Origin of the sequence: Nonomuraea composti, from assembly GCF_012034275.1 — a bacterium.
Classification (GTDB): Bacteria; Actinomycetota; Actinomycetes; order Streptosporangiales; family Streptosporangiaceae; genus Nonomuraea; species Nonomuraea composti.
Map to the genome: position 1 here is coordinate 350,155 of NZ_JAATEP010000003.1, position 12,700 is coordinate 362,854.

At 70.8% G+C, this 12,700-nt stretch carries 15 protein-coding genes and 1 pseudogene; 5 read left to right on the forward strand and 11 right to left on the reverse strand.

Going from position 1 to position 12,700, the window contains the following annotated elements; translation table 11 throughout:
* Positions 1-161: 161 nt before the first annotated feature.
* Positions 162-416 (reverse strand): hypothetical protein, encoded by a 255-nt coding sequence (locus tag HCN51_RS06935; protein ID WP_168007425.1) that lies wholly within the window; start codon positions 414-416, stop codon positions 162-164.
* 19 nt (positions 417-435) lie between these two features.
* On the opposite strand from HCN51_RS06935, the gene HCN51_RS06940 reads away from it, so the two are divergent.
* The gene (locus HCN51_RS06940) at positions 436-825 is read left to right on the forward strand and encodes a hypothetical protein (protein ID WP_168007900.1); all 390 of its coding nucleotides are present in this window, start codon (positions 436-438) and stop codon (positions 823-825) included.
* Between the two features lie 49 nt (positions 826-874).
* Positions 875-1,690, forward strand: a complete 816-nt coding sequence (locus tag HCN51_RS06945) for an endonuclease/exonuclease/phosphatase family protein (RefSeq protein ID WP_168007902.1) — start codon at positions 875-877, stop codon at positions 1,688-1,690.
* A gap of 67 nt (positions 1,691-1,757) precedes the next feature.
* Here the strand turns inward: HCN51_RS06945 and HCN51_RS06950 are convergent, their stop codons facing one another.
* The 3 genes from HCN51_RS06950 to HCN51_RS06960 all read right to left on the reverse strand — a co-directional run bounded on the left by HCN51_RS06950 (position 1,758) and on the right by HCN51_RS06960 (position 3,636).
* Positions 1,758-2,285: a DinB family protein gene (locus HCN51_RS06950; protein ID WP_168007904.1), complete on the reverse strand. Its 528-nt coding sequence runs from the start codon at positions 2,283-2,285 to the stop codon at positions 1,758-1,760.
* Positions 2,286-2,416: 131 nt separating this feature from the next.
* Positions 2,417-3,307, reverse strand: coding sequence for a VOC family protein (locus HCN51_RS06955; RefSeq protein ID WP_168007906.1), 891 nt, complete (start codon positions 3,305-3,307; stop codon positions 2,417-2,419).
* Between the two features lie 77 nt (positions 3,308-3,384).
* Positions 3,385-3,636, reverse strand: a complete 252-nt coding sequence (locus HCN51_RS06960) for a DoxX family protein (RefSeq protein WP_206066636.1) — start codon at positions 3,634-3,636, stop codon at positions 3,385-3,387.
* A 159-nt stretch (positions 3,637-3,795) separates the two neighbouring features.
* Here HCN51_RS06960 and HCN51_RS62165 point away from each other — a divergent pair.
* Together HCN51_RS62165 and HCN51_RS06965 are read left to right on the forward strand one after the other, a co-directional pair.
* Positions 3,796-3,912: pseudogene (locus tag HCN51_RS62165) on the forward strand (TetR/AcrR family transcriptional regulator); the annotation flags it as partial.
* A gap of 18 nt (positions 3,913-3,930) precedes the next feature.
* On the forward strand, positions 3,931-4,311 hold the full coding sequence (locus tag HCN51_RS06965) for a TetR-like C-terminal domain-containing protein (protein ID WP_346433558.1): 381 nt from the start codon (positions 3,931-3,933) through the stop codon (positions 4,309-4,311).
* 99 nt (positions 4,312-4,410) lie between these two features.
* Here HCN51_RS06965 and HCN51_RS06970 read toward each other — a convergent pair whose 3' ends face one another.
* The 7 genes from HCN51_RS06970 to HCN51_RS07000 form a co-directional block, all read right to left on the reverse strand.
* Positions 4,411-5,049, reverse strand: coding sequence for a GntR family transcriptional regulator (locus HCN51_RS06970; protein ID WP_240972511.1), 639 nt, complete (start codon positions 5,047-5,049; stop codon positions 4,411-4,413).
* A 559-nt stretch (positions 5,050-5,608) separates the two neighbouring features.
* On the reverse strand, positions 5,609-6,898 hold the full coding sequence (locus HCN51_RS06975) for an ABC transporter substrate-binding protein (protein ID WP_168007908.1): 1,290 nt from the start codon (positions 6,896-6,898) through the stop codon (positions 5,609-5,611).
* A 31-nt stretch (positions 6,899-6,929) separates the two neighbouring features.
* Positions 6,930-8,075: a branched-chain amino acid ABC transporter permease gene (locus tag HCN51_RS06980; RefSeq protein WP_206066637.1), complete on the reverse strand. Its 1,146-nt coding sequence runs from the start codon at positions 8,073-8,075 to the stop codon at positions 6,930-6,932.
* Positions 8,072-8,959 (reverse strand): ABC transporter permease subunit, encoded by an 888-nt coding sequence (locus HCN51_RS06985; protein WP_168007910.1) that lies wholly within the window; start codon positions 8,957-8,959, stop codon positions 8,072-8,074. The genes HCN51_RS06980 and HCN51_RS06985 overlap by 4 nt, the downstream gene beginning before the upstream one ends.
* The gene (locus HCN51_RS06990; RefSeq protein ID WP_206066638.1) at positions 8,956-10,806 is read right to left on the reverse strand and encodes an AMP-dependent synthetase/ligase; all 1,851 of its coding nucleotides are present in this window, start codon (positions 10,804-10,806) and stop codon (positions 8,956-8,958) included. The genes HCN51_RS06985 and HCN51_RS06990 overlap by 4 nt, the downstream gene beginning before the upstream one ends.
* A complete protein-coding gene (locus HCN51_RS06995) occupies positions 10,803-11,567 on the reverse strand; it encodes an ABC transporter ATP-binding protein (protein ID WP_080036472.1) in 765 nt (254 codons plus the stop codon). Before HCN51_RS06995 ends, HCN51_RS06990 begins: the two co-directional genes overlap by 4 nt.
* On the reverse strand, positions 11,555-12,316 hold the full coding sequence (locus HCN51_RS07000) for an ATP-binding cassette domain-containing protein (RefSeq protein ID WP_168007912.1): 762 nt from the start codon (positions 12,314-12,316) through the stop codon (positions 11,555-11,557). The genes HCN51_RS06995 and HCN51_RS07000 overlap by 13 nt, the downstream gene beginning before the upstream one ends.
* A 126-nt stretch (positions 12,317-12,442) precedes the next feature.
* Between HCN51_RS07000 and HCN51_RS07005 the strand changes: the two genes are divergently transcribed.
* Complete coding sequence (locus HCN51_RS07005) at positions 12,443-12,700, forward strand: ubiquitin carboxyl-terminal hydrolase 14 (protein ID WP_168007914.1); 258 nt, start codon at positions 12,443-12,445, stop codon at positions 12,698-12,700.

The window sequence follows — 12,700 nt, forward strand, 5'->3', positions numbered from 1 at the left end:
AGACGGCGGGCCGTCCCATGGCCGCAAGGGGTACTCTTCCCCCCGGCGACACCGCCCGCCCGCCATTCAACCGGTGCGCAGGGCGGCGACGGACTCCACCAGGCTGTCCCTGACCGCGGCGTTCATCAGACCGCCCATGGATCAAAGACCCAGCTCTTGCCCTAGTGCCGCGAGCTCGTCAGCGGCGGCCGGCTCCTGGTGGTCAGCTCGGCGTTCGACGGTATGACCGTCGCACCGCGCCCCCGCGCCGCCTGCGCGAGGATGAAGAGCATCGCGCGCCCGGCCACCTCAGCATCGATGGTCCCGGGGTCGAGACGCTTCGCCTGGACTTCCGTCATCGCCGCCTCTCGCACATCTGAGCCGGCGCATCCGTCGAGCTTCCTCCGTCCTTCCCGGGCCTTCTCGCGGTCCGCCACCGCCGGACAGAATGATCGGGTGACGACCCAGGACACCCGCGTCGATCAGGTACCGCCCACCGCGCTGATCGCCCGATACATCCTGACCTTCCAGGCGGCCTGCGGCGTCGTGGGCACCGCGCTCGCCGCCTACCTCCTCCTCAGCTCCGGCCTGGCCACCGTGTTCCTGCTGCTCCTGCTCGCCTCCGCCGCCTTCGCCGCGCTCTCATGGCTGCTGGCGGCCCGCTGGACGTCCCGGAGAAGGATGGTGCGGTGGGGAGCCGTGGCCGTCGAGGTGGCTGTTTGCGGCGTGGCGCTGGCCGCGGCCGGGTCCGGCGGGGGCGTCGGCCCGCTCGCCTGGAGCGTGCTGCCCGTGGCGGCCGTCGTCCTGCTCCTCACGCCTTCCGCGGGTCGCTGGTTCGACCGGTGATCTGCCGGCGGCCCGTTCGGGTCGCCATTGATCGGGTAGCGCCGGGGGCATGCGCGTCGCCACACTGAACCTCTGGGCCCGCCACGGCTCCTGGAGCAGGCGCAGGCAGGTGCTGATCGACGGCTTCCGCGAGCTGGACCCCGACCTCGTCGCCCTCCAGGAGTCCGTCGTGACGGACGACTACGACCAGGTCATCGACCTGCTGGGCCCCGGCTACCACGTCATCCACCAGGAGGGCGGGGAGGCCGACGGCACGCGCGCCTCGATCGCGAGCCGCCGGCCGCTGCGAGGGGTGCGGCAGCTGCGGCTGGACGTCACCGGCCGCGTGGATCCGTCGGAGTTCGCGGGATGGGCCGGGCTCGCCGAGGTGGAGGCCCCGGAGCTACGGCGGGGGCGCCTGCTGTTCGTCAACCACAAGCCGTCCTTCCGGCTCGGCCACGAACGCGAGCGCGAGCTGCAGGCCGTCCGGACGGCGCGACTGATCGAGGAGGTCGCGGGCGGCCCGGACAGCGACGTGCACGTGGTGGTGGCGGGCGACTTCGACGCGCCGCCCGACGCCGCCAGCCTCCGGTTCTGGTCCGGGCTGCAGTCTCTGGAGGGGATGAGCGTGGCCTACCGCGACGTGTGGGCGTGGGCGCGCCCGCACGAGGCCGGGCACACGTTCACACCCCAAAACCCGCTGGTGCGGGGCGGCAACTGGCCGCTGGAGACGGGCCGGCGCATCGACTACATGTTCGTACGGTGCCACGGCAACGGGCCGACGCTGCGGCTGGTGGACTGCCGGCAGATCTTCGACCGTCCGGTGGACGGCGTCTGGGCCAGCGACCACTTCGGCCTGGTGGCGGATCTCGTGCCGATGCCGTGACGTCACCGAGCGCCGGGCCGCAACCGTGACTTGTCGTGACCCTGGCATCCGGCCGATGCCGTGCACGTTATTGAGCGCCGGCGGCGCGCAACAGGCGTAGCTGGCCGATCTCGGTGACGTTCTTCATCAGCTCGGCGTTCACCCACGCCACCATGTGCGCGACCGTGAGCCCCGACCCCTCCGGCCACGGGAACGGCGCGGCGGCCTCCAGGTCGGCCTCGGTGAGCCCGCCCAGCACCGCCAGCCACTCCTCGCGCAGCCCGCGCAGCCACGCGACCGCGCTCTCCCCGTCGCCCGGCCACGTCACCTCGGACCTGTCACGCGGCGCCCGCCCCCGGGCGTGGTCGAGAGCCACGCTCCACCACCAGCCGATGTGCCAGCTCACCCAGGCGATCGTGGGCACCGGCACGGGGTCCGGCTCCGTCTCCGCCCAGTCCGGCCGCCACACCCCGCCGTCGTCGCGGCGCACGGTCCAGCAGTGCGGGCCGGGCTCCCACAGGAAGTCCTCCGGCTTCAGCCGCTCCAGGTGGTACTCGAACAGGGACCAGGTGAACTCGAACTGCCAGCGGAGCAGCTCACATCGGCTTCCGGACACCGGCCGATGCTCGCACACCCGGGCCCGTCCCGTGAATCGCTTTTATCCGTCGTGCCGCGTCCTCATGGTGGCGCAGAGGTGGAACACCTCGGGATCGTCGCCGTCGGGGACGTGGACCGTTGGCCCTCTCGTCACTCCGTCGTGAAGGCGAGCGGCACGCCGCAGGCGTCCTGCGCCGCGACGTAGAAGCCGCCGCCCGGGGTGGTGCGGGTCGGGATCTCGTTGCCCTCGATCAGCTCGCGTGCGGCGCTCAGGTCCCGGACGGCAACGGTGTGGGCGGCCAGCAGGGGCACGGCGGGCGGTACGTGCCCGGGCAGGAGGTCGTCGAGCGCGGAACGGGCGACGATCTCCACCTGGCCTTGCCGCAGCGGCAGTACCCGCTTGGCGCCGTCGATCCACACGTCGGCGTCCAGGAGGCGGGCGTAACGCTCCTCGTGCTCGTCCACCTCGCCGTCGGGCACGACCAGCAGCACGCCGTGCAGGCCGACCGCGCCGTTGGGGTGGCCCAGGTAGTGGGGCTGGTGCACGTACTGCGGGGTGTGGTGCTGGGTGGCCTGGAGCGCGCCCTCGGGAGTGTGCGCGGCGTCGACGCGGACGCTGTCGGCGCGCACGGTGCGCGGCCCGTCCGGGGTGGTGACCTCGCGTTCCAGCCCGCGGATCCCCGCGGACGCCAGCCCGGCCGCCCGCAGCCGCTCGGCGGTGACCTTGACGTCGCGCGAGCCGAGGGTCATCAGCAGCCCCCGGTACGTCCGCCGCAGCTCGTGCACGCCCCACGGGTCGGGCGCGGCCGGATCGACGATGCCGAGCAGCTCGATGAACGACTGGCCGAAGTAGGCGCACCGGTTGGCCGTGCAGGTGGGCAGGAGCGGCCCGCCGGGGCGTTCGGCGAGGAGGTGGGGCGAGACGGGGCTGAGCGTGAAGCCGAGGCGTTCGTAGCGGGCGGACGCGGCGGCGAGGTCGGTCGTGATGAGCACGGTGTGGTCGATGGAGTCGATGTCGGCGCTGCGGCCGGGCGTTCCCATGTGGTTGGTCCTTGTTCGTTGTTCGTCGGGGAGGGCACGGCTGGGGCCGATGGGGATGGGGTTGGCCGGGACGCGGCTCAGACGGCCGCCGCGATGGCCGCCCCGACGAAGAGCACCTGCAAGGCCGTCCGGATGGGCAGGGCGGTGACCGGTTTGCCGGCCAGGGTCAGACCTCGGCGGGCCGCCAAGACGTTCGCGGGGAACATGGCGATCATGAGCTGGGCCAGCCCGGCCGCCGCGTACGGCGCCACCGGGGGCACGAGCAGCCCGGCCGCGCCGGCCAGCTCCAGGACGACGAAGCCGCCGGTGAGGGCGATGAACGGAACCATCCGTCCTCCAATCTTGTCACCGGCAAGATTGGAGGGTGCACCTGCATCTTGTCAACGTCAAGATAGGATGCGGGGGCAGAACGGTGAGGCATTTTGAGCATGGAGGTGGGGTAGATCAGCCAGCAGGCCTACCATCACGGCAACCTGCGGCGCGTCATCATCGACGCCGCCCTTCAGGCCATCAGCGAATCCGGCCCGGCCGGATGGAGCCTGCGCGAGCTGGCCCGCCGCGCCGGCGTCTCGCATGCCGCCCCCGCCCACCACTTCGGCGACAAGCAAGGGCTGCTGACGGTCGTGGCCGCCGAGGGTTTCGAGATGTTCGCCGAGACCCTTGAACGGGCGGCCGCCGACGTGTGGGAGGTCGGCGTCGCCTACGTCCGCTTCGCCATCGATCACCGGCCCTACGTCGAGGTGATGTTCCGGCCGGAGCTGTACCGGGTCGACGATCCGAGCGTGCAGTCCGCGCACCAGCGGGCCGCCCAGGTGCTCGTCACCAGCGCCAGTTCATTGTCGCCGAGGCCGGCGGACGACCGGCTGACCACCATCGCCGCCTGGTCACTGGCCCACGGCTTCACCAGCCTTTGGTTGAGTGGCGCGCTGCCGGAGAGTGCGGACGGCGATCCTGAGGCTCTCGCCCGCTCGATGATCCGGCTCATGTTCGGCGCCCTGCGCTGAAGACCCGCCCGGCCCCGCGCGCCTTCAGCGCAAGGCAAGCCCGCATGCGGCCTGAGCTCGACCCACGCCAGGGGGCCTGACGGCGCGGTGCGCGCAGGCTCAGAACTCGTCGTGACCCGCGACCTGCGTGATGGTGAAGACGTGCCGGCTCGCCGCACAGATCGTTTCGAGGACGTGCACGGGGGTGTCTTCGCTGGAGTAGCTGGCCCTGAGCACCTGCACGACCCACTCCCCCGGATCGAGCTCCAGCGTCTCACGCTCGAACGCCGTCGGCGGCCGGGCGATCAGGCTCTCCTCGGCGTGACCGAACGCGTGGCCGAGGGCGACGATGGCGGACTGGAGCGACGGCCGTACGAACTCGGGCTCTGCCAGCCGGGTGCCGCCGAACAGGTCGGCGCGGAAGTGGCTCGTCGCGATGCGCACGGGGACGTCGTTCGCGGTCATCATCTTGCGCCGCGCCACGACATCCATGCCCGGCTCGATCCGCAGGCAGGCCGCCACCTGCTCACCGGCCGGTTCCAGCCCGACGTACAACATCCGCCGCCCCGCCTTGAGGCCCTGACGCTGCGCCTCCGCCAGGAACAGTGAGGCGGAGGCCCGGACGGCGGGCTCCGTCGGCAACGCCCGCCGTACGAGAACGCGCGGCGCCGCCTGCCCCTCCCGGACCCGTCCCTTACGAGCGCGTTCTGCGGGATCGCTGTCCTGGTCGCCTTCCCACCTCGACGTCTTGTCACCCAAGCGGATGTCGCCTCCTCCTGAATCCGGCACGCGGAGGCACTCTAGTGCCTGGCACAACGCCGCTGGACGGCTGCGCAGTGATGCTGCTTACGTCGCGGTGGCTTTGCCTGACGAGGGCCTCCGCGAGGTGTCAGGCCGTGACCTCTGCTTGCTCCAGGCGCTTCACTTGGGTGTGGCAGGTGCGCCTCAAAGCGGGCCCGGAGACGGTCAAAGCCCACCAGTCGTCACTTCTGCCGGCGGTGACGGTGTACGTGTCGCGCTTGCTCACTGCTCCTGCTCTTCCGCGCCGGCCACTCGGCTCGGTCAACAGTGTGACGCCTTCCCGCTGGCCAGCGCAGCAGATCGGCCGGTGACCCGGATCCGTAGCCTCTGTGGTGAAAATCATGGCCGGAGCGTTGGTGGCCGCCAGATCGCCTGACCGGTGGTCACCTCCGGTCAGGACGGCGACCGGGACGACGCCGCGGTCACGCCGATGATCGGCCGCGAATCCCCGGGGCGCACCGCTTTTCAGGGTGGGCTCCCAACGGCCAACCCGGTAAAGGGGATTGGGGTGGGCGGCCTAGAGCTTGGAGAAGCAGGGGCCGTCGAAGGTGTGGGCCTTGGCCGTGGGCCCTGTGAAGAAGTCTTTCACGGTGGTGACGCCTGTCGGTGCCTTCTCGTCCACCTTGTTGATGAGTGTCTGTCTGAACACGGCCGTCTGGTCCGCGTAGTTTCCCGCCTCCGGCGGCAGCATGCCTTCGTAGTCCACGCTCTTGAGCGTCTTCACCGCTTCCAGCAGCCCTTTCCTGCTCACGTTCCCGCTGGCCACCATCGCGTCCAGGGCCGCTTTCATGGGATACGCCCACGCCCATCCAGAGGTGTAGCCGTCGTTGGGGGTGACGCCGGGCAGCGCGGCCCGCATCGCCTTGTGACCAGGCGTGTCGGCGTCCCAGGGCTTCCCGGGGGCCGACTGTTCGTACAGGGCTTTGAGGGCGGGGGCGGCGGGGGATTTGAGGAGGGCGGGGTTCCAGGTGGGGCCGGTGCCGATGAAGCGGCCTTTGTAGCCGCCGGCGGCGGCCTGGCCGATGATGGTGGCGGCGTCGGCGGGGCCGGTGGTGAGGATGACGAGGTCGGGTTTGTTCTTGGTGATCTCGGTGATGGCGCGGCCTTGTTCGGTGGCGCCGCTGGGGGTTTCGACGTTGGTGAAGGTCAGGCCGTCGCGGGCGGCGGCGAATTTGGCGCCGGCGGCGGCGTCGGCGCCGTAGTCGCCTGCGAGGTGGACGGCCATGACGGTTTTGACCTTGTACGTGTCCACGGCGTAGTCGACGGAGTTCATGGCTTCGACGCAGTAGTTGGAGCCGGTTTCGATGATGACGTCCTCGAATTCCCAGGCGGAGGTCCAGGAGGCGGGGGCGGCGACGATGTCGTTGGCTTTGAGGTCGCCGAGGATGGCGGCGGTGGTGGGTGAGCCGAGTGTCTGGGCGAGGCCGAGTACGTGGTCTTTGATCTCGTTGTAGACCTGGCGGTGCACTTCGGGGTTGTACTTGTTGTCCTTGACGTATTTGGTGACGTCGACTTCGTACTTGCCGCCGATGCCGCCGGCTTTGTTGACGCGGGCCCAGAAGGCTTTCTGGGCGTCGGTGATGGGGACGGCGAGTGCGGCGAAGGGGCCGGAGGTGAGGTCGGAGATGGTGCCGAGGTAGATGCAGCCCTTCTTGTTGTCCACCGCGGACGGGCAGGGCTCGCTGGTGACACCGGGAGCCTGGGCGGCGGCGCCGCCCGTACTGCCTTGGTCGTCCCCCCGGAAGACGCCGCACGCGGACAGAAGGGCCGCTATGGCGACGTAGGTGACTGCACAGCGACTCTTCATGGAGGTCCCTCCTATACAGGGCTATACAGGGCTAGTACGAGAAAGGCCACGCCTTCCAGTAGTTCCGCACCCGGATCCACAAGCCGTACAGGCCCCGAGGCTCGAAGATCAGGAAGAGCACGATCAGCAGCCCGTAGAGAACGGTCTCGACCTGGAAGACGTTGGGCGTCCTGGTGGTGTCGGCGCTGATGAACGGCACCAGCGCGGGCAACGACCTGGTGACGGGCTGCAGCAGGGAGATGAACAGCGCCCCGGCGATGGATCCGGACACGGTGGCCACCCCGCCGATCAGCACCATGGCGATGAACTGCACCGACAGCAGGAGGTTGAACGACCCGGGCTCGACGTACCCGGAGATGGTGTAGAGCAGCCCGCCCGCGCATCCCGCGTAGAAGGAGGAGATGCCGAAGGCGAGCACCTTGTAGCGGGTCAGGGGCACGCCGATGACGGCGGCGGCGATGTCGCGGTCGCGGATGGCGGCGAAGGCGCGGCCGACGCGGGAGCGGGCGAGGTTGCGGGCGGCGACGGCGAAGACGATGAGCAGGGTGAGCATGAGGGTGTAGAGGAGCTGTTCCTTGGTGCCGAGCGGCCCGTCCTGGTCGAGCCGTACGCCGAGGAGCTGCGGCACGGCCGCTTCCCTGCCGACTCCGGGCCCGCCGGTCAGCTCGTCCCATTCCTTGAAGACGTGCTCGCCGAGGAAGACCAGCCCGAGGGTGACGACGGCGAGGTAGAGGCCGCGCAGCCGGGTGGCGAGCGGCGCGACGAGCACGCCGGCCGCGGCGGCGGCGAGGCCGGCGGCGGGCAGCCAGATCCACAGCTCGGCCAGGCCGTAGCCGAGGGTGTCGCCGCCGGGCGGGCCGGACAGGGCGGCGGCCGTGTACGCGCCGATCGCGACGAAGAAGGCGTGCCCGAGGGAGACCTGCCCGGCGTACCCCGTGACGAGGTTGAGCCCGATGGCCCCGATGGCCAGCGCGTACGCCCCGGCGAGCACTTCGAGCGACCGGTCCTGCAGCAGCACGGCCAGCGCGAAGGCCAGCAGCACGAGCACCGCCGTCCCCGCCTTCTTGGCGGGGGTGTCGAGCAGCGCCATGTCCTGCGTGTAGGAGGTGTAGAGCAGGGGCCGGCCGCGCACCCTGCGGGACCGTCCGGCCGGTATGTCGGGCGCGGCCCTGGTCATACCCGCTCGACCTCCCGCGTCCCGAACAGCCCGTACGGCCGGACCAGCAGCACGACCAGCATGACGACGTACGGCGACACGACCGCGAAGTTCTGCCCCAGCCAGGGCGCGTACTCCCCCTGGTACGACTGGAACAGCGACTCCACCACGCCGACGACGAGCCCGCCGGCCACGGCGCCGCCGAGCGAGTCGAGCCCGCCCACGATGATCGCCGGCAGCGCCTTCAGCGCGACGACCCACGTCATCTGCTCGATGCCCTGCCCGGTGCCGACGAACATCCCGGCGACCGCGGCGAGGAACCCGGCCAGCCCCCACGACAGCGCGAACACCGCCCCCACGGACACGCCTTGAGCGAGCGCGGTCTCCTGGTCGAAGGCCGCCGCCCGCATGGCCAGCCCGTAGCGGGTGTGGCGGAAGAACGCGAACAGCAACCCCACCAGCACGGCGGTGGCCGCCATCATGGCCAGCCAGCGCGTCTGCACGACGAGCGGCCCGATCGACACCTGCGTGAACCCCCACGGGTCGCCGACCTGCCGCACGTCCCTGCCGATGAAGGCGTTGACGACCACCCGGACCACGACGTCGATCCCGAGCGTGATGATCGCCACGACGAAGACGGGGCGGCCCACCATCGGCCTGATCGCCACCCGTTCGACCGCGAGCGCCACGCCCGCGATGAGCAGCGCCGACAGCAGCACGGCGGGGTAGAACCCGGTCACGCCGGTCAGGTGGCTGACCGCGACGCCGCCGGCGAGCATGAGGGCGGGCTGGGCGAAGCTGATCACCCGCGTCGCCTTGTAGATGATCACGAAGCCGAGCGCGAGCAGCGCGTACACCGAGCCGTTGCCCAGCCCCCTGATGAGGGTCTCCAGCAGCCCCTTCACCGGGCGTACATCCCTTCGACCAGGTCCTCGAAGAGCTTGGCGACGGCGGAGCGCTTGACCTTCTGGGTGGCGGTCAGCTCGCCGTCCTCGTGGTCGAGCTCCTTGGGCAGGAACGCGAACCGCTTGACCTGCTCCACGGACGCGAACCGCTCGTTCACGCCGTTCACGATCTCCTGGACCAGCTCCCGCACCTGCGGCTTTTCCGACAAATCCCGATAAGTGGTGTACGGCAGGCCGCGCCGCCGCGCCCACTCCCCCACCGTGTCCGGCTCGATCCCGATCAACGCCACGAGGTACGGCCGCTGGTCCCCGACGACCACGGCCTCCTTGACGTACGGGGAAGCCTTGAGCGCGTTCTCGATCTCGCTGGGCGCGATGTTCTTGCCGCCGGCCGTGATGATGATGTCCTTCATCCGGTCGGTGATCCGCACGTGCGTGCCCTCGACCCACTCGCCGACGTCGCCGGTGTGCAGCCAGCCGTCCTCGTCGAGCACGTCGGCGGTGGCGCGCGGGTTGCGCCAGTAGCCGGCGAAGTTGCCCGGGTGCCGGGTCAGGATCTCGCCGGTGGCCTCGTCGATCTTCAGCTCGATGCCGGGGTGCGGCTCGCCGACCGTGCCCAGGCGCACCCGTCCGGGGCGGTTGGCGGTGGCGACGGCGGTGTTCTCGCTCATGCCGTACACCTCGTGCATGGGCACGCCGATCCCCATGTAGAACTTGAGCACGTCCGGCGCGATCGGCGCGGCGCCGGAGGCGGCGTAACGCACCCGCCGCATGCCGAGCCGCTCGCGCAGCGCGCGGTAGCAGAGCACCCAGCCCATCGCGTACGCCGCCCGCGTCCCGAGCGTGTGCCGGCCGCCGGTGCGTACGAGCGTGTCGCCGATGCGGTCGGCCACCCGCAGCCAGAGCCTGGTCAGCGCCCGCTTCACCGGCGAGGCCGACTCCACCCTGATGTCCACCTGCGCGAGCACCTTCTCCCAGATGCGCGGCACCCCGAACAGGATCGTCGGCTGCACCTCGCGCAGGTTGGCGGGGACGGTGTCGATGGACTCGGCGAAGTTCACCTGCACGCCGGCCGCCGCGTTGAACCACACGGTGAACGCCCGCTCGGCCACGTGGCACAGCGGCAGGTACGACAGCGCGAGATCGCGCTCCGAGGGCGGCGGCGCGGTGAAGCCACCGCCCTCGACCAGCGTGCGCACGGCGAACTCGACGTTCGCGACGGTGAGCATCACCCCTTTGGGCGGCCCGGTCGTGCCGGAGGTGTAGATGAGCGTCATCACGTCGTCCGGCTCCGCCTCCGCCATCCGGCGTTCCACCGCCCCGGGATGCTCGGTGCGGTGCGCGGCCCCGAGCGCGAGCAGCTCCGGCCAGGACATCAGCACGTCGTCGTCGTAGCGCCCGCGGATGCCGCGCGGCTCCAGGTAGACGATGCGCCGCAGGTCAGGGCAGTCGCCGAGCACGGACAGCGCCTTGTCCACCTGCTCCTGGTCCTCGGCGACGAGCAGCTTGGCGCCCGAGTCGGCCAGCAGGTAGGCGACCTCGGCGGGCGGGTTCGTCGGGTAGAGGCCGACCGTGATGCCGCGGACGGCGACGGTGCCGAGGTCGGCGTAGAGCCATTCCGGGCGGTTCTCGGAGTGCACGGCCACCCGGTCGCCCGGCTCGACGCCGAGCGCGAGCAGGGCGTGGGCGACCAGCTCGACCTGCGTCCAGTACGCGGCCCAGGTCACCTCCTGCCAGATGCCGAGGTCCTTGTGCCGCAGGGCGACGGCCCCGGGAGCGCTCCTGGCCCGCTCGCGCACCCGGGTCACGATGGTGGCGGTCGTCCTGGACATGGTGCCGGTGGTCATGCCGTCCCTCCCAGGTACGCCTCGATGACCGCGGGATCCCGCTGCACCTCGGCCGGGCTGCCGAGCGCGACCGGGCGGCCGAAGTCGAGCACGAGCACCCGGTCGGCCAGGTCCATGACCAGGCCCATGTCGTGGTCCACGAGCACGACGGGAATGCCCAGCTCGTCCCGGATGTCCAGCACGAACCTGGCCGTGTCCTCGGTCTCCTCCAGGTTCATGCCGGCCACGGGCTCGTCCAGCAGGAGCAGCCGGGGCTCCATGGCCAGCGCCCGCCCCAGCTCCACCCGCTTCTGGATCCCGTACGGCAGCAGCCGCACCGGATGGCGGCGCCACGCCTCCAGCTCCAGGAAGTCGATGATCTCCTCCACCTTCGCGCGCGCGGCCAGCTCGGCCCGCCGGGCCCGGCCGTACCAGACGAGCGCGGACAGCGCGCCGTAGCGGAAGTGGTGGTGGCGGCCGAGCATGAGGTTGTCGAGGACGGTCAGGTTGTGGAAGAGCTCCACGTTCTGGAACGTGCGCGCCAGCCCCATGGCCGCGATCTCGTACGGGCGGCGGGCCAGCAGGTCCTCGCCGAGGAAGGTGACCCGCCCGCGCTGCGGCCGGTAGACGCCCGACAGGACGTTGAAGATCGAGGTCTTGCCGGCGCCGTTCGGCCCGATGACGGCCAGCAGCTCCGCCTGCCGCACCTCGAAGGAGACCCCGTCGACGGCCTTGACCCCGGCGAAGCTCAGGTGCACGTCCTCGAACGTCAGGAGAGCCATCTTTTTCTCCGCTTGTAGTGCTTGACCTCGCGGAAGGAGCGGACGGCCCCCAGGTAGAACTCCTTGATGTCCTCATCGGCGAGCAGGTCGCGCGACGGCTTGTCCATCACGATCTTCCCGGTCTCCATGACGTAGCCGTGCGCGGCGATGGACAGGGCCATCGTGGCGTTCTGCTCGACCAGCAGGACCGTGGTGCCCTGGCGGTTGATCTCCACGATGAGGTCGCGCACCTGCCCGACCAGCGACGGCGCCAGGCCCAGGCTGGGCTCGTCCAGCAGCAGGTACTTCGGGCCCGCCATGAGGGCGCGGCCGACGGCCAGCAACTGCTGCTCGCCGCCCGACAGGTAGCCCGACACGCTCCTGCGCCGCTCGCGCAGCACCGGGAACAACCCGTAGACGCGGTCGAGGTGGGAGCGGGCGGCGGTGTGGCCGCCGACCTTGAGGTTCTCCTCGACGGTCAGCTCGGCCAGGATGCGGCGGCCCTCCATCACCTGGCTGACGCCGCGCCGGACGATCTGGGCGGGCCGCAGGCGGTGGATCGGCTCGCCCTCCAGCGTGACCTCGCCCTTGGTGATCTCGCCGTCGTGCACGCCGAGCAACCCGGAGACGGCCCGCAGCAGCGTGGTCTTGCCGGCGCCGTTCGCGCCGAGCAGCGCCACGATGGAGCCGGGCGGCACGCGCAGGCTCACGCCGCGCAGCACGAGCATCACGTCGTCGTAGACGACCTCGAGGTTGCGGACCTCCAGCACGCTCGGCTCCCCGCCTCGGTGTGGCCTGTGTCACTCCCCCGCTGAGGCCAATGTCCACGCTTGCTCAGCGACCGACAAGAGGCCCGGCCGGATTTCGCACGGCAGGGTGCGCCTAGGATTCCTGGTATGGCAATTTGTGAGCATCTTTCCAAGGCCGACGACCCCGCCGCCAAGACGCCGGAGGGCTGCGAGGAGTGCCTGGCCTCCGGTGGCCGCTGGGTGCACCTGCGGCGCTGCCTGGAGTGCGGCCACATCGGGTGCTGCGACTCCTCCCCGTCCAAGCACGCCACGGGGCACTTCCACGAGACGGGTCACCCCGTCATGCAGTCGTTCGAGCCCGGCGAGAGCTGGCGCTGGTGCTTCGTCGACAGCCAGATGGGCTGA